Genomic DNA, 26,488 nt, shown 5'->3' with positions numbered 1-26,488 from the left:
ATAGTGGCCGACCTCCGTTTCATCAAGTAGCCGAGCCCCATGTCCGAGCCACGCAAGATCCTCGTCACCAGCGCCCTGCCCTATGCCAATGGTTCTATCCATCTTGGCCATATGCTTGAGTACATCCAGACCGATATGTGGGTGCGCTTCCAGAAGCATCGCGGCAATCAATGCATTTATGTCTGCGCAGACGACGCCCACGGATCGGCCATCATGTTGCGCGCCGAAAAGGAAGGGATTACCCCGGAACAACTGATCGCCAATGTGCAGGCTGAACACAGCGCCGACTTTGCCGAGTTCCTGGTTGATTTCGACAATTTCCACTCGACCCACTCCGACGAAAACCGCGAGCTGTCGAGCCTGATCTACACGCGCTTGCGCGACGCCGGGCACATTGCCACGCGTTCGATCACGCAATATTTCGACCCGGAAAAGAAAATGTTCCTGGCCGACCGCTTCATCAAGGGCACCTGCCCGAAATGCGGCACTGAAGACCAGTACGGTGACAACTGCGAGAAGTGCGGTGCCACTTATGCACCGACTGACCTGAAGAACCCGCGCTCGGCCATCTCTGGCGCCATTCCGGTGCTCAAGGATTCCCAGCACTTCTTCTTCAAGCTCCCGGACTTCCAGCAGATGCTGCAAACCTGGACGCGCAGCGGCACCCTGCAAGACGCCGTGGCCAACAAGATCGCCGAATGGCTGGATGCCGGCCTGCAACAGTGGGATATCTCCCGCGATGCGCCGTACTTCGGTTTCGAGATCCCGGACGAGCCAGGCAAGTATTTCTATGTGTGGCTGGACGCGCCGATCGGTTACATGGCCAGCTTCAAGAACCTGTGCGACCGCACGCCGGAGCTGGACTTCGATGCGTTCTGGGCCAAGGATTCCACCGCCGAGCTGTACCACTTCATCGGCAAGGACATCGTCAACTTCCACGCCCTGTTCTGGCCGGCGATGCTTGAAGGGTCGGGCTACCGCAAGCCAACCGGCATCGCCGTGCACGGCTACCTGACGGTCAACGGCCAGAAAATGTCCAAGTCCCGTGGCACCTTTATCAAGGCGCGCACCTACCTGGACCATCTGTCGCCGGAATACCTGCGCTACTACTACGCCTCCAAGCTGGGCCGTGGCGTCGACGACCTCGACCTGAACCTGGAAGACTTCGTACAGAAGGTCAACTCGGACCTGGTGGGCAAAGTCGTCAACATCGCCAGCCGTTGCGCCGGGTTTATCCACAAGGGTAATGGCGGTTTGTTGGTGGCCGAGAACGCCGCACCGGAACTGACCGAGGCCTTCCTGGCCGCCGCGCCAAGCATTGCCGACGCCTATGAAGCGCGCGACTTCGCCCGCGCCATGCGCGAAATCATGGGCCTGGCCGACCGTGCCAACGCGTGGATCGCCGACAAGGCGCCGTGGTCGCTGAACAAGCAGGAAGGCAAGCAAGCTGAAGTCCAGGCGATCTGCGCCACGGGCGTCAACCTGTTCCGCCAGCTGGTGATCTTCCTCAAGCCGGTGTTGCCATTGCTGGCCGCCGACGCCGAGGCGTTCCTCAACGTCGCGCCGCTGACCTGGAATGACCACGCTACCTTGCTCAGCAACCATCAATTGAACGAGTTCAAGCCGCTGATGACCCGTATCGACCCCGTCAAGGTGCAGGCGATGACCGATGCTTCGAAAGAAGACCTGGTCGCCAGCCAGACCGACACCGGCGAATCGGCACCGGCCGGCAATGGCGAGTTGGCCAAAGACCCGCTCTCCCCGGAAATCGACTTCGACGCTTTTGCCGCCGTTGACCTGCGCGTTGCGCTGATCATCAAGGCCGAAGCCGTGGAAGGTGCCGACAAGCTGCTGCGCCTGACGCTGGACATCGGTGATGAGCGACGCAACGTATTCTCCGGAATCAAGAGCGCTTACCCGGACCCGTCCAAGCTCGATGGTCGTCTGACCATGATGATTGCCAACCTCAAGCCACGGAAAATGAAGTTCGGTATTTCCGAAGGCATGGTGATGGCGGCGGGCCCTGGCGGTGAAGAGATCTACCTGTTGAGCCCTGACAGCGGTGCCAAACCGGGTCAACGGATCAAGTAAAACGATGTGGCAAGCAGCCTTGTTGTGGCGAGCGGGCTTGCCCCGCGTTGGGGCGCGTAGCGGCCCCTGAACCAAACACCCGGTTCTACCTTTGGAAACCCGGTGGCCTTGGTGGGGCCGCTTCGCAGCCCAACGCGGGGCAAGCCCGCTCGCCACAACAGCCCGGCTCGCCATAGAAAAGCCGCCCGGGCTCCCCCCTACAGGCCCTGTTTGTCTAACCGGCATGCCAATGATCACCCCATGACTCTGATCCAACGTATCGACGCGCTGCTGCCGCAGACCCAATGCGGCAAATGCGGGCACCCGGGCTGCAAGCCTTACGCCGAGGGCATTGCTCAGGGCGAGGCGATCAACAAGTGCCCGCCCGGTGGGCAGGAAACCATTGCGGGCCTTGCGCAGTTGCTGCGCGTGCCGGTGCTGGAACTGGACACCAGCCGAGGCGAGGCTCCCGCCCAGGTCGCCTATATTCGCGAGGCCGAGTGCATCGGCTGCACCAAATGCATCCAGGCTTGCCCGGTGGATGCGATTGTCGGCGCCGCCAAGTTGATGCACACCGTGATCATTGATGAGTGCACCGGTTGCGACCTGTGTGTGGCGCCCTGCCCTGTCGATTGCATTGAGATGCGCCCAGCGACGAGCGTGCTGCCGATTGTCGGCGGCCTGGCCGCCAATGATCAGCAGCGCCATGCGCGTGCCCTCAAGCGCGACCGGGCGCGGCGGCGCTATGAGCAACGCAACGCGCGGCTGCAACGCGAAGATGCACATAAACTCGCCGAGCGCCTGGCGCGAGCCAAACGTCCGACACCCAGTGTGCCTGTGCACACCGACAGTGCTCAGGTAGCCCAGGATGCAGCGGTCAAGAAAGCCAAAATCACCGTGGCAATGAGTCGTGCCCAGTTGCACAAATCCTTGAAGGCGTTCGGTCATCCGCCGACGTTTGAGCAACAGTCGCAGCTGATCGTCCTGCAGCAGCAGTTCGAAGCGGCAGAGCAGGCGCTCAGCGCACTGGAGGCGAACAGTCCGCCTCCACCGCCGACCGCCAAAGACCCCGAACTCAAGCGCGCGAAAATCCAGCTGGCGATGCGCCGCGCCGAATTGAAGAAGGCCCAGGACCGCAATGCTGACGAACAGCAATTGGCAACCTTGAGTGCCGCGCTGGTCACCGCAGAGCAAACCCTGCATGACGCCGAGGCTGTCAGTGAGCAGCCAAGACCTGAGTTGCAGCGTGTGGAAAAACGACCCATCGACACTCAGCTGCGCCAGCTGAAAACCGCCTTGGCGTACGCGCGCGCAGACGTCAGCAGGTTGCTACGCCAGCCGCAAACCACCGCGGATGAGCTCAAAGCCGCACAACACACGCTCGAGCAAGCGCAGCGCCAAGTGGACGCGCACACCGGCGATTGATCCGCGACAGTCGCTGCCGGGCAGAGTGGCGATGGTTTATCCTGCAACGCCTGCACTTTTGAAACTACGACGACAGCCTGCAAGGAAATACCCGCCCCATGAACGCCGCAAAACGCCTGGAAATTTTCCGCAGGTTTCACGAAGACAATCCGGAGCCCAAAACCGAACTGGCCTACTCGTCGCCATTCGAGTTGCTGATTGCGGTGATTCTGTCGGCCCAATCCACGGACGTTGGCGTCAACAAGGCCACCGCCAAGCTATACCCGGTGGCCAATACGCCAGAGGCTATTTACGCACTGGGTGTGGACGGGTTGTCGGAGTACATCAAGACCATCGGTTTGTACAACAGCAAGGCCAAGAATGTCATCGAGACCTGCCGCCTGCTCGTCGAACTGCATGGCAGCGAAGTGCCCCAAACTCGCGAAGCCCTTGAAGCGCTGCCGGGTGTGGGGCGCAAGACGGCCAATGTGGTGCTCAACACTGCGTTTCGGCAACTGACCATGGCAGTGGACACGCATATTTTTCGTGTCAGCAACCGAACCGGCATCGCTCGCGGCAAAAACGTCGTTGAGGTGGAAAAACAGCTGATGAAGTTCGTGCCCAAGCCCTATCTCCTCGATTCCCACCATTGGTTGATCCTTCATGGACGTTACGTTTGCCAGGCCCGCAAGCCTCGCTGCGGCAGCTGCCGGATCGAAGACCTGTGCGAATACAAGGACAAGACGTCCGACGATTGAGCGATCATTGGTTTCTCGATCAGTCGATTGAAAAAATCTTTTTTACCCGTTCATGGATTATCGTTATAAGGAGCGCCAATGGCAGTCTTAGCCTGGAGTGAACCTTATGAGCACTGGCAAAGAACAACTGGATGTAGAAGACGACCTCGTCGCAGAGTCGGATGACGATGGGGACGCACCTGTTGCAGAGGTGGCCAAGACCAATTTGAGCAAACGCCGCACTATCGATAACCTTCTGGAAGAGCGACGCCTGCAAAAACAACTGGCCGATTACGATTTCGACCTCTGATCAGCCCGTTTACGACCGGAAGCCTCCCTGATGGAGGCTTTTTTTGCCGACTATTTCTGCGCCCCGCTCTAGACCAGACCGTTGCGTTGAGCCAGCTCGATCAGGTCCACAAGGGACCGGGCATTGAGCTTGAGCAACAGGCGAGTCTTGTAGGTACTGACGGTCTTGTTGCTCAGGAACATGCCGTCGGCGATTTCCTTGTTGGTTTTGCCACGGGCCAACTGCTGCAGCACCATCATTTCGCGCCCCGACAAACGCTCGACCATGTCCGCCTCGCTGGCGTTGCCCATGGTTGAACGCACGGAATTGAGCGCCTGGTTGGGGAAATAGCTGTAGCCGGAGAGCACGGCCTTTATCGCGCTCAGCAATTCGGTCAAATCCTGCTGCTTGCACACGTAGCCCGCCGCTCCCGCCTGCATGCAGCGCATCGAAAAATGCCCGGGCGCCTGGGACGTCAGCACCAACACCTTGAAAGGCGCGGGCTGCTTGGCAGACGCCAGGCGGCAAATAACTTCCAGCCCATCGAGTTTGGGAATCCCGATATCCAGTATGACAATGTCCGGTACATGTTCCCGTGCAAGTTGCAACGCATCGACACCGTTATCAGTCTCGGCAACGACTTCATAACCATGACGCTCCATTAGCATGCGCACAGCAAGACGAATGACGGGATGATCATCCACGATCAGCACTTTATTCATGAGAAAGTCCAATTTCGCTGTTCGAATTATTTAGAGCAAGCACAATAGCGTAGTCGTTTCCTAGTTGGCATAGCATTACCCCCCAAGCAACAGCAAGCAGAGACCCACCCCACAGCGATATAGGAATTAACCTACAAAAAAACATTAACTCGGACAGTTTGGGCTTTATGGCGCCTTTCAGACCTTTCCGGGGGCTGACATGTTTTGAGTGAAATAACCGCCGCGCAAGGGGTTCAGGGTAAACGTGCCGCACAGGACTTTCAGGAAATACCCATTGCTCATCACTCACAAGCGAATGAGCAGACGCAAAAAAACCGCCTGTATTAGTTCCTTTGAACATATTCATTTACACCCCTGCTTCCTACAGAACTTTCCATGTCTTACATACCTTTCTTACTTGTGTAGTGAATTTTCTGTAAGACATAGTTCCTAGTCAGGTGTTAAAAATTCATTCAACAACGCAAAACATGAATTCGAACTGAAAAATAAACCCATCAACTTTCCTGACCGACAAAAACTTAAACATCCCCCTGAGTTTTTAAACATTGTGTTCGGTTCAAGCCCCGCGACTTAATCGGCAGGCAAAAAAAATGGCCCCTTAACAGGGGCCATTTCTAACAACGCAGATCACTCAGAACAGCTTGCGACCCTTGTTGGCAGCAATGCGCATGCGCAGTGCGTTCAACTTGATGAAGCCTGCAGCATCCGCCTGGTTGTAGGCGCCGCCGTCTTCTTCGAAGGTAGCAATGTTGGCGTCGAACAGCGATTCATCGGACTTGCGGCCGGTGACGATCACGTTGCCCTTGTACAGCTTCAGGCGCACAACGCCGTTCACGTGGGCCTGGGAGGCGTCGATCATCTGTTGCAGCATCAGACGCTCAGGGCTCCACCAGTAGCCGGTATAGATCAGGCTGGCGTATTTGGGCATCAGCTCGTCTTTGAGGTGAGCCACTTCACGGTCCAGGGTGATGGACTCGATGGCGCGGTGAGCGCGCAGCATGATGGTGCCGCCTGGGGTTTCGTAGCAACCACGGGACTTCATGCCCACGTAACGGTTCTCGACGATGTCGAGACGGCCGATACCGTGTTCGCCACCGATACGGTTCAGGGTCGCCAGCACGGTAGCCGGGGTCATTTCGACGCCGTCCAGCGCGACGATGTCGCCGTTGCGGTAGGTCAGTTCCAGGTATTGTGGCTTGTCAGGAGCGTTCTCCGGGGAGACGGTCCATTTCCACATGTCTTCTTCGTGCTCGGTCCAGGTGTCTTCCAGCACGCCGCCTTCATAGGAGATGTGCAGCAGGTTGGCGTCCATCGAGTACGGGGACTTCTTCTTGCCGTGACGCTCGATCGGGATCGCGTGCTTTTCAGCGTAATCCATCAGCTTTTCACGGGACAAAAGGTCCCACTCACGCCACGGAGCAATCACTTTCACGCCTGGTTTGAGCGCGTAGGCGCCCAGTTCGAAGCGCACCTGATCGTTGCCCTTGCCGGTCGCGCCATGGGAAATGGCGTCGGCGCCGGTTTCGTTGGCAATTTCGATCAGGCGTTTGGCGATCAGCGGACGTGCGATGGAAGTACCCAGCAGGTACTCGCCTTCGTAGACGGTGTTGGCGCGAAACATCGGGTAGACGAAATCGCGGACGAACTCTTCGCGCAGGTCGTCAATGTAGATCTCTTTCACGCCCATGGCTTGCGCCTTGGCACGTGCAGGTTCGACCTCTTCGCCCTGACCCAGGTCAGCGGTGAAGGTCACCACTTCACAGTTATAAGTATCCTGCAGCCACTTGAGGATCACCGAAGTGTCCAGGCCGCCGGAATACGCGAGAACGACCTTGTTTACGTCGGCCATGCCATCACTCCACGGGGTTGTACGGAAAGGCGTCGATTCTACCGACCAAAACCGTGAATTTACAGAGGCGCGACAGCAAATGAAGATAAAGCGACAGATTATGTCGAGCGGGCGACCGAGGGTCGCACCTTAAGACGTGTGTGCCGGGTTGCTCGGTGCAGTGGCCTGCGGCGCCGGTTTCTCGGGGGCTGCCACGCGTTCCAGCTGGATATTCACGCGGCGATTGCGCGCCCGGTTGGCGGCATTGGTGTTGGGCGCCAGTGGGTAGCTCTCGCCGTAAAACCGCATGGAAATCTGCGATTCCGGGATGCCATTGGCCTTTAAGTAGTCCGTGACCGCCAACGCCCGGCGGCGCGAAACATCACGGTTGGTCAGGCGATTTCCGCTGTTGTCCGAATGGCCGTTCAACTCGACATGGTTGACGGTAGGATCGGCTTTCATGAACGCCACAATCACGTCCAGCTTCTTCTTCGCGGCCGCGTCCAGTTCAATGCCGCCACCGGGAAAGCCGACTTCGGTCTGTTTGACCTGGTCGTAATTCATCGGCAACAGCTTGGTGGTGCACAATTGGTAGTCGTTGTAGGCCTTGTTGAACTTGACCGGCAACAGACGAATTTCCGAGTAGCCGCCTTCGCGCCCGTAGTGCCGCACGGTCGGGCTACGTCCTTCCAGCAAACCGGTGAACAGCCGCCCGGCCTGAGCTTGGGAGCTGTTGAACAACACCTCGCCACTGCCGGCACGCACGGCGCCAAGGTTGATGTCCCCGCGGCCCGGCTGCCAGGGCGCAGCGGCGGCCAACAAGGCCGCCGAGCCCGCACCCAGCGCGCCGTTGTAGGCTTTCAGACGAAACGTCGCCTGCTCGCCGGCCCGGCGCACGAACTCACCCGAGCCGAAATCGGTGATCGGTTGGGTCAAGCGGCATTCGAACTGGTCGCCTTCCACCTTCCACTCAATATTCTCCAGACGTGTCTGGAACGTGAGGGCCATCGCAGGCAGGCTGGCGAACACACTGAGCAGGGCTAGATAATGCTGGCGCACGGGAGGCTCCACTGGTTTCTACAACACTTCAAAGCGTCATACGTCGTTAAGGCATACCCAGGGATATCGGTAGCGTCCTGCAAAACTTGATAGCGAGTGCCTGCAAGAGTCTTTTCCGGTAGCATTCCCACCAGATTGACCCGCCTGGAATCCCCAATGTCCGACCGCCTGACCCTGCTGCGTCCCGACGACTGGCATATTCATCTTCGCGATGGTGCTGCGTTACCCCAAACCGTGGCCGATGTAGCGCGCACATTTGGCCGCGCCATCATCATGCCTAACCTCGTTCCTCCGGTGCGTAATGCCGCTGAAGCCGACGCCTATCGCCAGCGCATCCTCGCTGCACGGCCGGCCGGCAGCCGCTTCGAACCGCTGATGGTGCTTTACCTCACTGACCGCACCCAGCCTGACGAGATTCGCCAGGCCAAGGCCACCGGCTTCGTGCACGCCGCCAAGCTGTACCCGGCGGGTGCGACCACCAACTCCGATTCCGGCGTGACCAGTATCGACAAGATCCTGCCGGCCATCGAAGCCATGGCTGAAGTCGGTATGCCGCTGCTGATTCACGGTGAAGTCACGCGTGGCGATGTCGATGTGTTCGATCGCGAGAAGGTCTTCATCGACGAGCATATGCGCCGCGTGGTCGAGCTGTTCCCGACGCTTAAGGTAGTGTTCGAACACATCACCACGGCCGACGCCGTGCAGTTTGTGACCGAGGCTTCGGCCAATGTCGGTGCGACCATCACCGCGCATCACCTGCTCTACAACCGCAACCACATGTTGGTGGGCGGGATTCGGCCGCACTTCTATTGCCTGCCGATCCTCAAGCGCAACACTCACCAAGTGGCCTTGCTGGACGCCGCCACCAGCGGCAGCCCGAAGTTCTTCCTCGGCACCGACTCCGCGCCGCACGCTCAACACGCCAAGGAAGCCGCGTGTGGCTGTGCCGGCTGCTACACCGCTTATGCGGCGATCGAGCTGTACGCCGAAGCGTTTGAACAGCGCAATGCCCTGGACAAGCTCGAAGGCTTCGCCAGCCTCAACGGCCCGCGTTTCTACGGCCTGCCGGCGAACACCGACCGCATTACCCTGGTTCGTGAAGACTGGACCGCCCCTGCCAGCCTGCCGTTTGGCGAGCTGACTGTTATCCCGCTGCGCGCCGGTGAAACACTGCGCTGGCGCCTGCTGGAGGAAAGCAAGTGAGTGAAGACCATTACGATGACGAACACGAGCACAGTGGCGGCGGTTCCCGTCACCCGATGGCCGAGCGGTTTCGCGGCTATCTGCCGGTGGTCATCGATGTAGAAACCGGTGGCTTCAACTGCGCCACCGACGCCTTGCTGGAAATTGCCGCGACCACCATCGGCATGGACGAGCAGGGTTTTGTGTTTCCCGAGCACACCCACTTCTTTCGTGTCGAGCCGTTCGAGGGCGCGAACATTGAAGCAGCCGCTTTGGAATTCACCGGCATCAAGCTCGACCACCCGCTGCGCATGGCGGTGAGTGAAGAAGCGGCGCTGACCGATATCTTCCGTGGTGTGCGCAAGGCGTTGAAGGCCAATGGTTGCAAACGCGCGATCCTGGTCGGCCACAACAGCAGCTTCGACCTGGGCTTCCTGAATGCCGCCGTGACGCGGTTGGACATGAAGCGCAACCCGTTTCACCCGTTCTCCAGCTTCGACACTGCTACCCTCGCGGGCCTGGCGTATGGCCAGACCGTGCTGGCGAAAGCCTGTCAGGCGGCCGGTATCGACTTTGACGGGCGTGAGGCCCACTCGGCTCGCTACGACACCGAGAAGACGGCCGAGTTGTTCTGCGGCATCGTCAACCGCTGGAAGCAGATGGGCGGCTGGGAAGACTTCAACGACTGAGGCCTGCCCGAGCGCTGTTGTGGCGAACGGGCTTGTTGTGGTACGGGCTTGTTGTGGTGAGCGGGCTTGCCCCGCGTTGGGCTGCGAAGCGGCCCCAGAACCAAACAACGCGGTGTGCCAGGTAAATCGTGGCGGTCTAATTGGGGCTGCTTCGCAGCCCAACGCGGGGCAAGCCCGCTCGCCACAACCTACTCACTCACCACAACAAGCCATTTGCCACCACGACCCGCCAGCCGCTGAACACCAGTCGCCACAAGGTCATTTCCCGCGCACAAAAAAACCGGCCTTCTCAGGCCGGTTTTTTTTGCTTCGAACGTGGCTTACAGCTTGCCAGCGTTCTCGGTCAGGTAAGCCGCAACACCTTCGGTGGAAGCGGTCATGCCTTTGTCGCCTTTTTTCCAGTTGGCAGGGCAAACTTCGCCGTGCTCTTCGTGGAATTGCAGCGCGTCGACCAGACGGATCAGCTCTTCCATGTTACGGCCCAGCGGCAGGTCGTTGATGATCTGCGAGCGCACAACGCCCTTGTCGTCGATCAGGAACGCGCCACGGAAAGCCACGCCGCCTTCGGACTCAACGTCGTAGGCCTTGGCGATGTCATGCTTCATGTCAGCAGCCATGGTGTATTTGACTTTGCCGATGCCGCCATCATTGATCGCGGTGTTGCGCCAGGCGTTGTGAGTGAAATGGGAGTCGATGGAAACGGCTACCACTTCAACGTTGCGCGCCTTGAAATCGTCCATGCGGTGGTCCAGAGCGATCAGCTCCGACGGGCAGACGAAGGTGAAGTCCAGCGGGTAGAAGAACACCAGGCCGTATTTGCCTTTGATGGCTTCAGACAGTTTGAAGCTGTCTACGATTTCGCCATTGCCGAGGACGGCAGGTACGTCGAAATCCGGGGCTTGTTTGCCGACGAGTACGCTCATTGGTTATCTCCTGATGCAGGGGTGACGATTGAAGTAAAAGGACCGGCCCAGTCTGACGCGAATAAGCGACAGCCCTGTGACGCGGTCACGCTTCGTGAAGACCGACCATCATACACTGAAAAAACCGTTCGTCAGCGCACGGGCAGTGCCGGGCAATACCCTACGAATCTACTTTGACAATCATTCTCGTTAACATTAAGATCCATCGCACTTAAGCCTTAACCCGCGATGGTTCTCCCTTATGTATGTCTGCCTCTGCACTGGCGTCACCGACGGACAAATCCGCGAAGCAATCTACGAAGGTTGCTGCAGCTACAAGGAAGTACGTGAAACCACCGGCGTTGCCAGCCAGTGCGGTAAATGTGCTTGCCTCGCCAAGCAAGTGGTACGGGAAACCCTGACGCAGCTGCAAACCGCTCAGTCAGCACTCCCCTACTCAGCAGAATTTACACACGCTTAAATAGCGTGTTTTGAAGAACCGGACTTAGTGTCCGGTTTTTTTATGCCCGCAATTCAATTAGTTAGCGTCAAGACGCGGAACACAAACATTCTTATTCCGATTAATTTTCATTTATTATTCAATAACTTAGGTTTGACACTAGGGATTTCGCCGCTCAAACTCCGCCTTATATACAGCTAATACAGGGCAGGACCCCAGTCATGAAAGGCGACATCTCAGTCATCCAGCAACTCAATAAAATCCTTGCCAATGAACTGGTCGCGATCAATCAGTACTTCCTGCATGCGCGCATGTATGACGATTGGGGCCTGGAAAAGCTCGGCAAGCGCGAATACAAAGAATCCATCAAGGCCATGAAAGACGCGGACGCGTTGATCAAGCGCATCCTGTTCCTGGAAGGCCTGCCAAACGTGCAGGACCTGGGCAAGCTGAACATCGGCGAGCACACCCAGGAAATGATCATCAGCGACCTGAAGTTCGAACAGAAGAGCCACAGCGACCTCAAGGCCGCCATTGCGCACTGCGAAACCAAGGGCGATTTCGGCAGCCGTGAACTGCTCGAAGACATTCTGGAAGACCAGGAAGAACACATCGACTGGCTGGAAACCCAACTGGGCCTGATCGACAAAGTCAGCCTGGAAAACTACCTGCAATCGCAGATGGGTGAATAACCCGTAGTCAACAGGCCATAAAAAAGCCCCGCTCTCTTTCGAGAAGCGGGGCTTTTTATTGACTGACGCACTGAAGGCGCCGGCTAGCCGGCGCCTTCAGGGTTACGCGTCGGTCTTGGCGGCGGCGTTTGCCGCTGCTTCTTTGATCAGCGCTTGCAGCGAACCATCCGCAGCCATTTCAGTGATGATGTCACTGCCGCCGACCAGCTCACCGGCGACCCACAGCTGCGGGAACGTTGGCCAGTTGGCGTACTTCGGCAGGTTGGCGCGGATTTCAGGGTTTTGCAGGATATCCACGTAGGCGAATTTCTCGCCGCACTGCATGATGGCTTGGGAAGCCTTCGCGGAGAAACCGCACTGAGGAGCGTTTGGCGCGCCCTTCATGTAAAGCAGAATGGTGTTGTTGGCAATCTGCTCTTTGATCGTTTCGATGATATCCATGGAACACCTCGGCTGGAACTTTGCGACTCACAGGTCGGCACGGTGGCGCATTGTAACGCAAAATTCCAGCCCGGTGGTCGGGCGCCTCAGGCAGCCGCTACCTGCACCGGCACACCGTTGAGCGCAGCATTGCCGGATAATTCGTCCAACTGCCGCTCGTCGGTCAAGTCATTCGCACTCGCCCCCGGCTGCCCGCTGGCAATGCTCATCTGCACGCCTGGGCGTCCATGCCCCCAGCCATGGGGCAGGCTGACCACGCCGGGCATCATGTCCAGGCTGGCCACTACTTCCACTTCGATCATGCCGATGCGCGAACTGACGCGCACCCGCTGACCATCGCTCAATTGTCGACTGGCCAGGTCATCAGGGTGCATATGCAACTGGTGCCGAGGCTTGCCCTTCACCAGACGATGATAGTTATGCATCCACGAGTTATTGCTGCGCACATGACGACGGCCGATCAACAGGAGTTCATCCAACACCGGCACGGGGTGTGCTGCGAACCGCGCCAAGTCAGCCAGGATCACAGCCGGCGCTGCCTGCACCCGGCCGTTGGCGGTCTTCAAGCGCGCGACAAGATTGGGCTTGAGCGGCCCCAAATCCACGCCGTGCGGATGGTCGGCAAGCATCGCCACCGACAACTTGTGATCGGAAGCGTCACCGTAAGCCCCGGCACGCAAACCGAAGTCAATCATCTGCGCCGGCGCCATGGTCGGTTTGAGCGCCACGCCTGTCTGCGCCGCGAAGGCCTTGGCCAGGCCGACAAAAATTTCCCAGTCGTGCAGCGCGCCTGCGGGCTTGGGCAGGATCGCGTGGTTGAACCGAGTGACGTTGCGCACGGCGAACATATTGAACGTGGTGTCGTAGTGATCGTTTTCCAGCGCCGAGGTGGACGGCAGGATGAGGTCAGCGTAACGCGTGGTCTCGTTGATATAGAGGTCGATGCTGACCATGAACTCAAGCCCGTCCAGCGCCTGCTCCAACTGGCGACCGTTTGGCGTCGACAACACCGGGTTGCCGGCCACGGTCACCAGGGCGCGGATCTGGCCTTCGCCTTCGGTGAGCATTTCCTCCGCCAAGGCGGACACCGGCAATTCACCGCCATATTCCGGGCGCCCGGACACGCGACTCTGCCAGCGATTGAAATGCCCGCCACCGGTTGACGCCACCAAGTCCACGGCCGGCGAGGTGCACAAGGCGCCGCCGACACGGTCCAGATTGCCGGTCACCAGATTGATCAATTGCACTAACCAATGGCACAGCGTACCGAAGGCTTGGGTGGACACGCCCATGCGCCCGTAACACACCGCCTTGTCCGCTGCGGCAAAGTCCCGCGCCAGCTGGCGGATCTGTTCGGCAGGCACTGCACATTGGCGGCTCATGGCTTCAGCGGTAAACCCGGCAATCGCGCGACGCACGTCTTCAAGACCGTCGACCGGCAAATGGCTTTCACGCGTCAGGTTCTCGCTAAACAAGGTGTTGAGCAACCCGAACAACAACGCCGCATCGCCTCCGGGCCGCACAAACAGATGCTGATCGGCGATCGCCGCCGTCTCGCTGCGTCGTGGGTCAACCACCACCACGCTGCCGCCCCGCGCCTGAATGGCCTTGAGACGCTTCTCTACGTCAGGCACGGTCATGATGCTGCCGTTGGACGCCAACGGGTTGCCGCCCAGGATCAGCATGAAATCGGTGTGATCGATATCCGGAATCGGCAGCAGCAGGCCGTGGCCGTACATGAGATGACTGGTGAGGTGATGAGGCAGCTGGTCCACCGACGTCGCGGAAAACCGATTGCGCGTCTTGAGCTGGCCAAGGAAGTAATTGCTGTGAGTCATCAGCCCATAGTTGTGCACGCTGGGGTTGCCCTGGTACACCGCCACCGCATTCTGCCCATGCCGGGCTTGGATACCCGCCAGGCGCTCAGCGACCAGCGTGAATGCCTCGTCCCATGGGATCGGCTGCCATTCGCTGCCCACGCGCAACATGGGCTGGTGCAGGCGGTCCGGGTCGTTCTGGATGTCCTGCAATGCCACCGCTTTGGGGCAGATGTGCCCACGGCTGAAGGTGTCCAGCGCGTCACCCTTGATTGAGGTGATCGCCAGGCTGCCGTCGTCGGCCCGGGTGGTTTCCAGGGTCAGGCCGCAGATGGCTTCACACAGATGGCAGGCACGGTGGTGGAGAGTCTTGGTCATGGCCAGTCTCTTTATTGGGCTTTGAGCCAACTATGGCCCGTCACCTGAGCGCGTACCAGTAAGGTTCGCCCCGTGAATCGAGAGGCATCAGGCCAGACCATGAGCAAATGTTTCAAAACCTTGCGAAGAGCCGCCGAAACCGACCCGGCCTAGCCTGCGCCCGCCCCCACGCATTGCAAAAGGTCTCAGCGCCAGTGTACAAATGGCCCGCTGCTGTCAGGAATCAGTCTTCAAAAGCGCTTCAGCGCCCTTCTTGAACACCCTTAAAAACCGTAGCCCTATTGGTAAGACGCGACATTTAATTATAAGATCGCGCCTTCCCCTATTTCGTCGCCCCGTGCGGCTTTCGCCGCAGGTCTCGCCCGTTGTCACAATAAACAAGGCTTTGAGTATCTGCGGTCTGTTGCAAAAAGGTAGTTAATGATGAGCGCAAGGCACTTTCTCTCCCTGATGGATTGCACGCCCGAAGAGCTGGTCAGCGTGATCCGTCGAGGCATTGAGCTTAAAGACCTGCGTAACCGCGGCGTACTGTTCGAGCCTTTGAAAAACCGTGTGCTCGGGATGATTTTCGAGAAGTCGTCGACGCGCACCCGCGTGTCGTTCGAAGCCGGCATGATCCAGCTGGGTGGCCAAGCCATCTTCCTGTCCTCGCGCGATACCCAACTGGGCCGTGGCGAGACAATTGCCGACAGCGCCATCGTGATGTCGAGCATGCTCGATGCGGTGATGATCCGTACCTTTGCCCACAGCACCGTAACCGAATTTTCCGCCAACTCCCGAGTACCGGTGATCAACGGCCTGTCCGATGACCTGCACCCGTGCCAGTTGCTGGCCGACATGCAAACCTTCCTCGAGCATCGCGGTTCGATCCAAGGCAAGACCGTGGCCTGGATCGGCGACGGCAACAACATGTGCAACAGCTATATAGAAGCGGCGATCCAGTTCGACTTCCACCTGCGCATCGCATGCCCGGAAGGCTACGAGCCTGACGCGCGCTTCCTGGAACAGGCCGGCAGTCGCGTCACTGTCGTGCGTGACCCGCGTGACGCGGTGATTGGCGCCCATCTGGTCAGCACCGACGTCTGGACCTCCATGGGCCAGGAAGAAGAAACCGCCAAGCGCCTGGCCCTGTTCGCGCCGTTCCAGGTGACCCGCGCCCTGCTCGACCTGGCCGCGCCGGATGTGCTGTTCATGCACTGTCTGCCCGCCCACCGTGGCGAGGAAATCAGCCTCGACCTGCTCGACGATAAGCGTTCAGTCGCCTGGGACCAGGCTGAAAACCGCTTGCATGCGCAAAAGGCGCTGCTCGAATTCCTCGTCGCGCCTGCGTACCACCACGCATGAGCCAGCCATTACTGCTGAACCTGCGCAATCTGGCATGCGGCTATCAAGATCAACGCGTGGTGCAGAACCTCAACCTGCACCTTAATGCCGGCGACATCGGCTGCCTGCTCGGCTCATCCGGTTGCGGCAAAACCACGACCTTGCGCGCGATCGCCGGGTTTGAACCGGTGCACGAAGGTGAAATCAGCCTGGCCGGCGACGTGATCTCCAGTGCCGGCTTCACCCTCGCGCCGGAGAAACGCCGGATCGGCATGGTGTTTCAGGACTACGCGCTGTTCCCGCACTTGAGCGTGGCCGACAACATCGCCTTTGGCATTCGCAAACACCCGCAAAAAGACCGCGTGGTCGCCGAGTTGCTGGAACTGGTCAACTTGAAGAACCTCGGCAAGCGTTTCCCCCACGAGCTTTCCGGCGGCCAGCAACAACGCGTCGCCCTCGCCCGCGCTTTAGCGCCGGAGCCGCAACTGTTGCTGCTGGATGAACCGTTCTCCAACCTCGACGGCGAACTGCGGCGCAAGCTTAGCCACGAGGTGCGCGACATTCTCAAGGCGCGCGGCACCAGTGCGATTCTGGTCACTCATGATCAGGAAGAAGCCTTTGCGGTGAGTGATCAGGTGGGGGTTTTCAAGGAAGGCCGTCTTGAGCAGTGGGATACGCCCTACAACCTCTATCACGAGCCACAAACGCCTTATGTCGCCAGCTTTATCGGCCAGGGCTATTTCATCCGTGGCCAGTTGAGCTCACCGGAGTCGGTCAGCACCGAACTGGGTGACCTGCGTGGCAACCGCGCCTACACCTGGCCCACAGGTGGCGCGGTGGATGTACTGCTGCGCCCGGATGACATCGTCTACGCGCCGGACAGCGCGTTGAAAGCGCGGATCGTCGGCAAGACCTTCCTCGGCGCCTCGACCTTGTACCGCCTGCAACTGCCGACCGGTGCACAGCTGGAGTCGATTTTCCCCAGCCACGCTGATCATCAGGTGGGTGTGGACGTGGGGATTCGGGTGGCGGCTGAGCATTTGGTGTTGTTTCAGGCTTCGGGCAGCGTTGCGGCGCAGATTCCTAAAGCCGACTCCGGCGTAAGGCGCTACAGCCCCGCCAACTGAGTAACTGACGAAACCAGATCAAAATGTGGGAGCGGGCTTGCTCGCGAATGCGGAGTGTCAGTTAACGAATTTATTACTGAACCACCGTTTTCGCGAGCAAGCCCGCTCCCACATTGGATCTCGTCATATTCAAAATGCGAGTTTCAGGCCCGTCCAATCGGCGCGAATGTGGCCTGGGTATGCTCAGCCAGCACCGCCGCCGGCAGCTCAACTTCCAAACCCCTCCTCCCGGCACTGACAAAAATCGTCGCGAACGGCTGCGCCGTCACGTCGATAAATGTGCGCAAACGCTTCTTCTGTCCCAATGGGCTGATGCCGCCCAACAAGTAACCGGTGGAGCGTTGCGCCGCTGCTGGGTCGGCCATTTCGACCTTTTTCACCCCGGCCGCATGGGCGAGCGCCTTTAAATCCAGACTTCCGACGACCGGCACCACTGCCACCAACAATTCCCCTTTCTCACTGCTGGCCAGCAAGGTCTTGAACACCTGTGCGGGGTCAAGCCCCAACTTTTCCGCAGCCTCCAGCCCATAGGAGGCTGCCTTGGGGTCATGTTCGTAACTGTGGATGTGATGTTCGGCACGAACTTTTTTCAACAGGTCCAGTGCGGGGGTCATGGCTACTCCGGGCATGGCAAACAGAGGGCCAATTCTAGGCCAAGCGTAAGCAAAACGCTCTAGTGCGCCACTCCCGCGAGACGTACCAATCGGCGTAAGCGTGATCATTCACCAGACCAATAGTTCGAAAATGACCGATGGTTCACTTTCGACCTTTGACAGCCGTCATTCTTGTCTATATTTTTTCGTTTCCGAATACTGTAGGAATAGCACCTGCGGTACTCCAGCAATAAGCCATGTCCTGGATGGGGATCCTCGCCACGGTGAAAATCGCGCAACAGCCCGTTGAGGCCGCGCGCCAAACAAGAACAACAATTGAGGTTTTCCATGACAACTGCTCTTCAACAGCCTTCACTTTCGAGCCAATGCATGGCCGAATTCCTGGGGACTGCGCTTCTGATCTTCTTCGGTACAGGATGTGTCGCTGCGCTCAAGGTCGCGGGTGCCAGCTTTGGGTTGTGGGAAATCAGTATCATCTGGGGGATCGGCGTCAGCATGGCGATCTACCTGAGCGCCGGTATTTCCGGGGCTCACCTCAATCCGGCGGTGAGCATCGCCCTGTGCATTTTTGCCGATTTCGAAAAACGCAAACTGCCCTTCTATATCCTCGCCCAGGTCGCCGGCGCCTTTTGCTCCGCCGCGCTGGTGTACACGCTCTACAGCAATCTCTTTTTCGATTACGAACAAACCCACCACATGGTTCGCGGCTCCCAGGCCAGCCTGGAGCTGGCGTCGGTGTTCTCCACCTACCCGCATGCCCTGCTGAGCACAGCCCAGGCGTTTCTGGTGGAAATGGTCATCACCGCCATCCTGATGGGCGTGATCATGGCCCTTACCGACGACAACAACGGCCTGCCACGCGGCCCGTTGGCCCCGCTGCTGATCGGCCTGTTGATCGCGGTGATTGGCAGTGCCATGGGCCCATTGACGGGCTTTGCGATGAACCCGGCGCGGGATTTCGGGCCCAAGCTGATGACCTTTTTCGCCGGCTGGGGTGAAATGGCCTTTACCGGTGGCCGCGATATTCCTTACTTCCTGATTCCGATTTTCGCGCCGATTGTCGGCGCCTGCCTCGGTGCTGCGGCCTATCGCGGGCTGATTGCCCGTCATCTGCCGAGCGCCGCACCTGCTATAGATGAAACACCTGACACGGCTGTCAACGGCAAGACGCGTATTTCCTGATAGCGCCAGCCTGGTCCCTCTGCCCCTTTGCGGCCCAGGCTGATTCCTTACTCTCTTATTTTCCGTCCAAGGCAATCGACATGACCGACATTCAGAATAAGAACTACATCATTGCCCTTGATCAGGGCACCACCAGTTCGCGGGCGATCATCTTTGACCGTGACGCCAACGTGGTCTGCACCGCCCAGCGCGAATTCACTCAGCATTACCCGCAAGCCGGCTGGGTCGAGCATGACCCGATGGAAATCTTCGCCACCCAAAGCGCGGTGATGGTCGAGGCCCTGGCACAAGCCGGCCTGCACCATGACCAGGTCGCCGCCATCGGTATCACCAACCAGCGTGAAACCACCGTGGTCTGGGACAAGATCACTGGCCGTCCGATCTACAACGCGATCGTCTGGCAATGCCGACGCAGCACCGAGATCTGCCAGCAGCTCAAGCGTGATGGTCACGAGCAGTACATCAATGACACCACCGGGCTGGTCACCGACCCGTACTTCTCCGGCACCAAGCTCAAGTGGATCCTCGACAACGTCGAAGGCAGCCGTGAGCGTGCGCGCAACGGCGAGCTGCTGTTCGGCACCATCGACAGCTGGCTGATCTGGAAATTTACCGGCGGCAAAACCCACGTTACCGATTACACCAACGCCTCGCGCACCATGCTCTTCAACATCCACACCCTGGAGTGGGATGCGAAGATGCTGGAGATTCTCGACGTGCCGCGCGAAATGCTGCCGCAAGTCAAATCGTCTTCGGAAATCTACGGCCGTACCAAAAGCGGTATCGCCATCGGCGGCATCGCCGGTGACCAGCAAGCGGCCCTGTTCGGCCAGATGTGCGTAGAAGCGGGTCAGGCCAAGAACACTTACGGCACCGGCTGCTTCCTGCTGATGAACACCGGCGACAAGGCCGTCAAATCCCAACACGGCATGCTCACCACCATCGCTTGCGGCCCCCGCGGCGAAGTGGCCTACGCCCTGGAAGGCGCGGTATTCAACGGTGGTTCCACCGTACAGTGGCTGCGTGACGAGCTGAAGATCATTGCCGATGCAACCGACACCGAATACTTCGCCGGCAAGGTCAAAGACAGCAACGGCGTATACCTGGTCCCGGCCTTCACCGGCCTGGGCGCGCCTTACTGGGACCCGTATGCGCGTGGCGCGCTGTTCGGCCTGACCCGTGGCGTACGGGTTGATCACATCATTCGTGCAGCCCTGGAGTCGATTGCCTACCAGACCCGCGACGTATTGGACGCCATGCAACAGGACTCCGGCGAACGCCTCAAAGCCCTGCGTGTGGACGGTGGCGCAGTCGCCAACAACTTCTTGATGCAGTTCCAGGCCGACATCCTCGGCACTCGGGTCGAGCGCCCGCAAATGCGCGAGACCACCGCGCTGGGCGCCGCTTACCTGGCCGGCCTGGCCTGTGGTTTCTGGGGCAGCCTGGACGAGCTGCGCGGCAAGGCCGTGATCGAGCGTGAATTCGAACCCACGCTGGACGAAGCCGCCAAAGAAAAACTCTACGCCGGCTGGCAGAAAGCGGTAAGCCGTACCCGCGATTGGGAACCGCACGAAGGCGCTGAATAAGCCAAGCGCCGGACCCACATAGGGTTGTAACTGGCGGGGAGCGGCGTGCTGCGTCATCATGGGCCACTTTTGTATGGCAGCCCAAAGGACGCCCCATGAATCTGCCTCCCCGCCAGCAACAAATCCTCGAACTGGTCCGCGAACGCGGCTATGTCAGTATCGAGGAGATGGCGCAGCTATTCGTTGTCACCCCGCAAACCATCCGCCGCGATATCAATCAGCTGGCGGACGCCAATCTGCTGCGCCGCTACCACGGCGGCGCGGCCTATGACTCCAGTGTCGAGAACACCGCGTACGCCATGCGTGCCGACCAGATGCGCGATGAGAAACAACGCATCGGCGAAGCCATTGCCGCACAAATTCCTGATCATGCCTCGCTGTTCATCAATATCGGCACCACCACCGAATCGATCGCGCGTGCGCTGCTCAATCACAATCACCTGAAAATCATCACCAACAACCTCAACGTCGCCACCATGCTCAGTGCCAAGGACGACTTCGACGTACTGTTGACCGGCGGCAATGTGCGCCGTGACGGTGGTGTAGTCGGTCAGGCGAGCGTCGATTTCATCAACCAGTTCAAGGTCGACTTCGCCCTGGTGGGCATCAGCGGTATTGACGAAGACGGCAGCCTGCTCGACTTCGATTACCAGGAAGTGCGGGTTTCCCAGGCGATCATTGCCAATGCGCGCCAGGTGATCCTGGCGGCCGACTCAAGCAAATTCGGGCGCAATGCCATGATTCGTTTGGGGCCGATCAGCCTGGTGGACTGCTTGGTGACCGATCAGCAGCCGGTGCCGGCGCTGGTGCAGTTGTTGAACCAGCACAAGGTTCGGCTGGAAGTCGTTTAGCGCCGTTACTGGCGCTATCGAGGGCAAGCCTCTCCCACACTGGAATGCGATCAATCTGTGGGAGGGGGCTTGCCCCCGATGGCGATCTATCTGCCACACTCATGTTCACAAATTTTCCCTTTGCCCCCCTTCGATGAGTTTTTTCAATCGAAGTCGGCTGGCTGTGCGCGCGTTTATCAGCTACCATTTTCGTAAATGAACATTAATGTTCGAATTCCAAGACGAAAAGATCGCGAGGCTAGCCGATGAACCCTTCCACCTTGCCTGCTCCACCGCTTGCCGAAGTCTATGACGTTGCCGTAATTGGTGGCGGGATCAACGGCGTCGGCATCGCAGCAGACGCAGCCGGTCGCGGTTTGTCGGTATTCCTTTGCGAAAAAGACGACTTGGCCAGCCATACATCCTCGGCCAGCAGCAAGCTGATCCACGGTGGCCTGCGTTACCTCGAACATTACGAATTCCGCCTGGTGCGCGAAGCCCTGGCCGAACGTGAAGTGCTGCTGGCCAAGGCCCCGCATATCGTCAAGCAAATGCGTTTTGTGTTGCCACACCGCCCGCACCTGCGCCCGGCGTGGATGATTCGTGCTGGCCTGTTCCTGTACGACCACCTGGGCAAGCGTGAAAAACTCGCCGGTTCCAAGAGCCTCAAGTTCGGCCCTGACAGCCCGCTGAAAAGCGAAATCACCAAAGGTTTCGAATACTCCGACTGCTGGGTCGATGACGCCCGCCTGGTGGTGTTGAACGCCATGGCCGCTCGCGAAAAAGGCGCGCATATCCACACCCAGACCCGTTGCATCAGCGCGCACCGCAACAACGGCATGTGGGAAATGCACATGGAACGCGCCGATGGCAGCCTGTTCTCGATCCGTGCCCGCGCCCTCGTGAACGCCGCCGGCCCATGGGTCGCCAAGTTCATCAAGGAAGACCTGAAGCTGGATTCGCCTTACGGTATCCGCTTGATCCAGGGCAGCCACCTGATCGTGCCGAAACTGTATGAGGGTGCCCACGCACACATCCTGCAGAACGAAGACCAGCGCATTGTCTTCACCATTCCGTACCTGAACCACCTGACCATCATCGGCACCACCGACCGCGAATACACCGGCGACCCGGCGAAAGTAGCGATTACCGAAGGTGAAACCGACTACATGCTTAAAGTGGTAAATGCCCACTTCAAGAAGCAGTTGAGCCGCGACGACATCGTCCACACCTACTCCGGCGTGCGCCCGTTGTGCAACGACGAGTCGGATAACCCGTCGGCCATCACCCGCGATTACACCCTGTCGCTGTCTGGCGGCACTGGCGAGGCGCCAATCCTGTCGGTGTTCGGCGGCAAGCTGACCACCTACCGCAAACTCGCCGAGTCGGCGATGGCGCAGCTGGCGCCGTTCTTCACCCAGATGCGCCCAAGCTGGACGGCCACGGCCAGCCTGCCGGGCGGCGAGAACATGACCACGCCAGAAGCGCTGGCCGAGGCAATTCGCGCCAAGTTCAACTGGGTCCCGGCCGAGATCGCGCGTCGTTGGTCCACCACCTATGGCAGCCGCACCTGGCGCTTGCTCGAAGGTGTGCAGTCGCTGGCTGACCTGGGCGATCACCTGGGTGGCGGCCTGTACACCCGCGAAGTCGATTACCTGTGCGCCGAAGAATGGGCAACGCAACCGCAGGACGTGTTGTGGCGCCGTACCAAACTTGGGCTGTTCACCACCCCAGAGGAACAGGCCAACGTGCAGCGTTACCTGTCCAAGGTCGAGCAGAACCGCGCGAAGATCGAAGCAGCCTGATCAAACCGTCGTGAAAAGCCCCTGTGCCGAAAGGCCAGGGGCTTTTTTTATGCCTGCTGCGCCTGGCGCTGATACCGCAGGCCCATGTCACGAATGCCGCTGAGGGCGGAGCCCAGCAACACCGGATAAGCCGCCTGCAAAAACCCGGGTGTTGCCGTTGCCAGCGCGCGCTCCAGCCACAGGCAGGCCTGCGACTCATCGCCGGTTTCGGCCAGCTCGGCAGCGTGGTTGTATTGCCCGCGAAAATCGCCCGCCTCGGCTGAGCGCTGATACCACTGCCGCGCCAGTTGCACATCCTTGGGCACCACGACGCCTTCATGGTGGAACCGCCCCAGCAGGTTCATCGATTTGGCATGCCCTTTGGCCGCCGCCTGCTCGAACAACACATACGCGGCGACAAGGTCGCGCTCGACACCGCGACCGCGCGTCAGCAACTGGCCGTGGTTATACAGCCCCCAATCCAGCCCAAGGTCGCCCGCTTTGCGGTAATGCTCGGCGGCGTCCGGCAGGTCGATTTCGCAGCCCCAGCCGTTTTCAAGGCAGCGCCCGATCATGTTGATCGCCATCGGGTGGTCCTGACGTGCGCTGATGCGAAACCAGCTCAGCGCCAACGCTTCGTCCTTTTGTATGCCCCGACCCTCCAGCAACAACTGACCCAAGGTCGCCTGCGCATCGGTATCACCCAATTGCGCAGCGTGCATCACCCATCGCGCATACGCGCGCGGGTTATCACCGATTTCACCCGATTCATTGCCTGGCCGCGCGCTCTGCATGCTCGTCTGCACTCTCTCAAGCTGACAAAAATTTCATGAATGATCCTGTTACAAACTATTACATTTGAGATCGTTTATCAATTACGATCACCTCTCAATTCCAACAACACGAGACTATTCAATGGCTACCGGGATCAGTTCTGCCCCCCATTCATCGCGGCATTTGCTCGCGTCGGCGGTGGGTTTGGCAGTGGCTGCGCAAGGAGGATTCAGCTATGCAGCGGAGACTGCAGATGACGGCACAGGGGTAATTCAGCTCGGCGCGACCAGTATCGAAGGTCAGGCCCCAAGCCAGAGCGTTTACAACCCCGTAGCGCCTTCCTCCCCCAAGTACACCGAGGCGCTGCGTGATACACCGCAGACGATTACCGTGGTGCCCAAGGAAGTCATTCACGATCAAAACCTGCTGACCCTGCGCGACGTGCTCAGCACCGTGCCAGGCATTACCTTCGGCGCCGGCGAAGGCGGCAGCGGTTACGGCGACAGCATCAACCTGCGCGGTTTCTCGGCCAGCGGCGACATCTACGTCGACGGCGTGCGCGACAGCGCGCAGTACAGCCGCACCGACCCGTTCAACCTGGAACAGGTCGAAGTCGTCAGCGGCGCGAGTTCGGTGTACTCAGGTTCCGGCGCGGTCGGCGGCACCATCAACCTGGTGTCCAAGCAGCCGGAATTACGCGACAAAACCACGATCAGCGCCGGCATCGGCACCGATAACTACAAGCGCACCACGCTGGATACCAATCAGCAACTCAACGACACCACGGCGTTCCGGCTCAACCTGATGGCGCATGGTAACGATGTGCCGGGCCGCGATTATGAAGATTACTCGCGCTGGGGCATTGCGCCCTCCATCGCCTTTGGCCTGGGCACGCCGACCCGCGTTACCGTCAGTTATGAACACCAGAAAGATGACAACACGCCGCAGTACGGCATCCCCATCTACAACGGCAAGCCAATGCCGGGTGTGGGTTGGAGCGACTATTACGGTTACCACAACATCAATGACCAGCAAATCACCTCGGACGCGTTCAGCCTGAAACTCGAACACGACTTCAACGACGCCGTGTCAGTGCGCAACTTCACCCGCGTCGAGCGCGTGCGCCAGGATTTGCGCGCCTCCGGCCCCGAAGGTGCCCAGGCCGGCTGCCTGGCCAGCGGCACCCAGATAACGGGCGCGCCTTGCGCCGCCGGCCTCAAGCCAGGCTATTTCCAGCCAAGCGGCGGTTCGCTGGGCAACGAGCGCAACACCCAGAACAAAATGTTCACCAACCAGACTGACGTAACCAGTCACTTCAGCACGGGCTTTATCGACCACACACTGGTGACCGGCATCGCCATCAGCCGCGAGGAATACGAGGCGGATACCGGAAAATGGCTGACTAACAGCAACGGCAGCACGATCGTTCCACCGCCGGTCAGCTTCAGCGACCCCAACTCGGACTGGACCGGCCCCGTCAACTTCACCCGCGCAGCCCACGTTGACGGTGCGCTGAACAACCGCGCCGCCTACGCCTTCGACACGCTCAAACTTAATCCGCAATGGGAAATCAACGGCGGTTTGCGTTACGAGCACAATGCCGGCAGTTCGGTCACCAATGCCTACTCCAGCACCGGCGTGGAAACGCCCGGCGTTCGCTACGGCCAAGCGGATGACCTGACGTCCTATCGCCTGGCGCTGGTGTACAAACCGGTGGAAAACGGCAGTTTTTATATCGCCTACGGCAACAGCAAGACGCCGTCGCAAGCCAGCGTCAATGGTGGCTGCTTTACCCCGGCGAAAACGTCCAGCGCGCCCACCAACAACTGCAACGTTGCCCCGGAAACCGCCGTCAGCTATGAGATCGGCACCAAATGGGACTTCCTCGACAATACCTTGTCGGTCACCGGCGCGATCTTTCGCAATGACCGCACCAACTACAAAGTCGCCGATCCCGACCCGACCAACCTGAGCGGCACGCAATCGCTCGACGGCAAAGCACGCGCAGACGGCGTGGCGCTCGGCCTGAGCGGTGCGATCACGGATAAGTGGAAGGTCTTTGCCAACTACACCTACCTGGATACCCGCGTGTTACGCAGCGCCAGCGACTTCACCCTGGCCACCACCGGCTTCGACGCCCAGAAAGGCGAGCCGCTGCCGTTTACGCCGAAACATGCGGCCAGCCTTTGGACGGTGTACGACCTGCCCTACGACTTTCAGGTGGGCTACGGCATCACGGCGCAATCCAAGCAGTACCTGGTCAGCGCCGCCGGGGCACCGACTGCGCCGGGCTACGCCGTGCAGCGCGCGATGCTCGGCTACAAGGTCAACAAACAGTTGAACCTGCAGTTGAACGTTAACAATCTGTTCGACAAGGAATACCTGACGCGCATCCGTAACAACGGTTGGGCGGTGCCGGGTGATGGGCGTGCGGCGGTTGTTTCGGCTGACTATACGTTCTGATTGTGGGGGGTGTTTTGGGGGGCATATCCGGTGCTTGGGTGATGGCGGGTATGGGTTCCGCCCTTACGGCGGGTCACTTTGGAAAAGCCCCAAAGTAACCAAAGGGCTCTTGCCCCACCACTCGGCACCTCGCTT

General features: G+C 59.4%; 24 protein-coding genes. 15 read left to right on the top strand and 9 right to left on the bottom strand.

The features are described from left to right. Nucleotides 1-39: 39 nt before the first annotated feature. The 4 genes from metG (at nucleotide 40) to AACW30_RS07240 (ending at nucleotide 4,521) form a co-directional block, all read left to right on the top strand. Nucleotides 40-2,091 carry a methionine--tRNA ligase gene (gene metG, locus AACW30_RS07255; RefSeq protein WP_179678125.1) on the top strand — a complete coding sequence of 684 codons (2,052 nt, stop codon included), beginning with the start codon at nucleotides 40-42 and terminating at the stop codon, nucleotides 2,089-2,091. Between the two features lie 240 nt (nucleotides 2,092-2,331). Continuing rightward, the gene (gene rsxB / locus AACW30_RS07250) at nucleotides 2,332-3,495 is read left to right on the top strand and encodes an electron transport complex subunit RsxB (RefSeq protein WP_200624590.1); all 1,164 of its coding nucleotides are present in this window, start codon (nucleotides 2,332-2,334) and stop codon (nucleotides 3,493-3,495) included. 98 nt (nucleotides 3,496-3,593) lie between these two features. Continuing rightward, nucleotides 3,594-4,232 carry an endonuclease III gene (gene nth, locus AACW30_RS07245; protein ID WP_106577263.1) on the top strand — a complete coding sequence of 213 codons (639 nt, stop codon included), beginning with the start codon at nucleotides 3,594-3,596 and terminating at the stop codon, nucleotides 4,230-4,232. Between the two features lie 106 nt (nucleotides 4,233-4,338). Then, a complete protein-coding gene (locus tag AACW30_RS07240; RefSeq protein ID WP_106577264.1) occupies nucleotides 4,339-4,521 on the top strand; it encodes a PA3496 family putative envelope integrity protein in 183 nt (60 codons plus the stop codon). 68 nt (nucleotides 4,522-4,589) lie between these two features. Here AACW30_RS07240 and AACW30_RS07235 read toward each other — a convergent pair whose 3' ends face one another. From AACW30_RS07235 to AACW30_RS07220, 4 genes are all read right to left on the bottom strand, one after another. Further along, complete coding sequence (locus AACW30_RS07235) at nucleotides 4,590-5,222, bottom strand: response regulator transcription factor (RefSeq protein WP_106577265.1); 633 nt, start codon at nucleotides 5,220-5,222, stop codon at nucleotides 4,590-4,592. Further along, nucleotides 5,215-5,568: a hypothetical protein gene (locus AACW30_RS07230; protein WP_200624589.1), complete on the bottom strand. Its 354-nt coding sequence runs from the start codon at nucleotides 5,566-5,568 to the stop codon at nucleotides 5,215-5,217. The genes AACW30_RS07235 and AACW30_RS07230 overlap by 8 nt, the downstream gene beginning before the upstream one ends. A gap of 285 nt (nucleotides 5,569-5,853) precedes the next feature. Beyond that, nucleotides 5,854-7,071: an argininosuccinate synthase gene (locus AACW30_RS07225; RefSeq protein WP_065886002.1), complete on the bottom strand. Its 1,218-nt coding sequence runs from the start codon at nucleotides 7,069-7,071 to the stop codon at nucleotides 5,854-5,856. Nucleotides 7,072-7,200: 129 nt separating this feature from the next. Continuing rightward, nucleotides 7,201-8,109 carry an OmpA family protein gene (locus AACW30_RS07220; RefSeq protein ID WP_200624588.1) on the bottom strand — a complete coding sequence of 303 codons (909 nt, stop codon included), beginning with the start codon at nucleotides 8,107-8,109 and terminating at the stop codon, nucleotides 7,201-7,203. A 156-nt stretch (nucleotides 8,110-8,265) separates the two neighbouring features. Between AACW30_RS07220 and pyrC the strand changes: the two genes are divergently transcribed. Beyond that, nucleotides 8,266-9,312: a dihydroorotase gene (gene pyrC / locus AACW30_RS07215; RefSeq protein WP_106577267.1), complete on the top strand. Its 1,047-nt coding sequence runs from the start codon at nucleotides 8,266-8,268 to the stop codon at nucleotides 9,310-9,312. Beyond that, nucleotides 9,309-9,980 (top strand): ribonuclease T, encoded by a 672-nt coding sequence (gene rnt, locus AACW30_RS07210; RefSeq protein ID WP_017137041.1) that lies wholly within the window; start codon nucleotides 9,309-9,311, stop codon nucleotides 9,978-9,980. The genes pyrC and rnt overlap by 4 nt, the downstream gene beginning before the upstream one ends. Nucleotides 9,981-10,300: 320 nt before the next feature. Here the strand turns inward: rnt and AACW30_RS07205 are convergent, their stop codons facing one another. Further along, on the bottom strand, nucleotides 10,301-10,903 hold the full coding sequence (locus AACW30_RS07205; RefSeq protein WP_057724790.1) for a peroxiredoxin: 603 nt from the start codon (nucleotides 10,901-10,903) through the stop codon (nucleotides 10,301-10,303). Nucleotides 10,904-11,144: 241 nt separating this feature from the next. Between AACW30_RS07205 and AACW30_RS07200 the strand changes: the two genes are divergently transcribed. Together AACW30_RS07200 and bfr are read left to right on the top strand one after the other, a co-directional pair. Beyond that, nucleotides 11,145-11,363: a bacterioferritin-associated ferredoxin gene (locus AACW30_RS07200; RefSeq protein ID WP_078047118.1), complete on the top strand. Its 219-nt coding sequence runs from the start codon at nucleotides 11,145-11,147 to the stop codon at nucleotides 11,361-11,363. Nucleotides 11,364-11,563: 200 nt separating this feature from the next. Further along, nucleotides 11,564-12,034, top strand: a complete 471-nt coding sequence (gene bfr, locus AACW30_RS07195; RefSeq protein ID WP_106577268.1) for a bacterioferritin — start codon at nucleotides 11,564-11,566, stop codon at nucleotides 12,032-12,034. Nucleotides 12,035-12,136: 102 nt separating this feature from the next. Here bfr and grxD read toward each other — a convergent pair whose 3' ends face one another. Then, entirely contained in the window at nucleotides 12,137-12,475 is a 339-nt protein-coding gene (grxD, locus tag AACW30_RS07190; protein WP_106577269.1) for a Grx4 family monothiol glutaredoxin, read from the bottom strand. A gap of 86 nt (nucleotides 12,476-12,561) precedes the next feature. Next, nucleotides 12,562-14,670, bottom strand: a complete 2,109-nt coding sequence (locus AACW30_RS07185; RefSeq protein WP_200624587.1) for a molybdopterin oxidoreductase family protein — start codon at nucleotides 14,668-14,670, stop codon at nucleotides 12,562-12,564. Nucleotides 14,671-15,093: 423 nt separating this feature from the next. On the opposite strand from AACW30_RS07185, the gene argF reads away from it, so the two are divergent. Together argF and AACW30_RS07175 are read left to right on the top strand one after the other, a co-directional pair. Next, nucleotides 15,094-16,014, top strand: a complete 921-nt coding sequence (gene argF / locus AACW30_RS07180) for an ornithine carbamoyltransferase (RefSeq protein ID WP_200624586.1) — start codon at nucleotides 15,094-15,096, stop codon at nucleotides 16,012-16,014. Then, complete coding sequence (locus AACW30_RS07175) at nucleotides 16,011-17,120, top strand: ABC transporter ATP-binding protein (RefSeq protein WP_119738613.1); 1,110 nt, start codon at nucleotides 16,011-16,013, stop codon at nucleotides 17,118-17,120. The genes argF and AACW30_RS07175 overlap by 4 nt, the downstream gene beginning before the upstream one ends. A 143-nt stretch (nucleotides 17,121-17,263) precedes the next feature. Here AACW30_RS07175 and ybaK read toward each other — a convergent pair whose 3' ends face one another. After that, entirely contained in the window at nucleotides 17,264-17,734 is a 471-nt protein-coding gene (ybaK, locus tag AACW30_RS07170) for a Cys-tRNA(Pro) deacylase (RefSeq protein ID WP_124416540.1), read from the bottom strand. Between the two features lie 327 nt (nucleotides 17,735-18,061). Here ybaK and AACW30_RS07165 point away from each other — a divergent pair, with 327 nt between their 5' ends. From AACW30_RS07165 to glpD, 4 genes are all read left to right on the top strand, one after another. After that, on the top strand, nucleotides 18,062-18,916 hold the full coding sequence (locus AACW30_RS07165; RefSeq protein ID WP_106577273.1) for an MIP/aquaporin family protein: 855 nt from the start codon (nucleotides 18,062-18,064) through the stop codon (nucleotides 18,914-18,916). 80 nt (nucleotides 18,917-18,996) lie between these two features. Continuing rightward, entirely contained in the window at nucleotides 18,997-20,502 is a 1,506-nt protein-coding gene (glpK, locus tag AACW30_RS07160; protein WP_106577274.1) for a glycerol kinase GlpK, read from the top strand. 95 nt (nucleotides 20,503-20,597) lie between these two features. Next, complete coding sequence (locus tag AACW30_RS07155; RefSeq protein WP_010212755.1) at nucleotides 20,598-21,353, top strand: DeoR/GlpR family transcriptional regulator; 756 nt, start codon at nucleotides 20,598-20,600, stop codon at nucleotides 21,351-21,353. A 245-nt stretch (nucleotides 21,354-21,598) separates the two neighbouring features. Continuing rightward, a complete protein-coding gene (glpD, locus tag AACW30_RS07150) occupies nucleotides 21,599-23,137 on the top strand; it encodes a glycerol-3-phosphate dehydrogenase (RefSeq protein ID WP_200624585.1) in 1,539 nt (512 codons plus the stop codon). Nucleotides 23,138-23,184: 47 nt separating this feature from the next. Here the strand turns inward: glpD and AACW30_RS07145 are convergent, their stop codons facing one another. Continuing rightward, complete coding sequence (locus AACW30_RS07145) at nucleotides 23,185-23,910, bottom strand: tetratricopeptide repeat protein (RefSeq protein ID WP_200624584.1); 726 nt, start codon at nucleotides 23,908-23,910, stop codon at nucleotides 23,185-23,187. A gap of 121 nt (nucleotides 23,911-24,031) precedes the next feature. Here AACW30_RS07145 and AACW30_RS07140 point away from each other — a divergent pair, with 121 nt between their 5' ends. Beyond that, on the top strand, nucleotides 24,032-26,353 hold the full coding sequence (locus AACW30_RS07140) for a TonB-dependent receptor (RefSeq protein ID WP_200624583.1): 2,322 nt from the start codon (nucleotides 24,032-24,034) through the stop codon (nucleotides 26,351-26,353). Nucleotides 26,354-26,488 lie beyond the last annotated feature (135 nt).

The sequence above is a fragment of the Pseudomonas sp. MF6747 genome (assembly GCF_963890955.1).
In the GTDB taxonomy this organism is placed as follows: Bacteria; Pseudomonadota; Gammaproteobacteria; order Pseudomonadales; family Pseudomonadaceae; genus Aquipseudomonas.
This window is presented reverse-complemented; position numbering and strand designations above follow the sequence as displayed.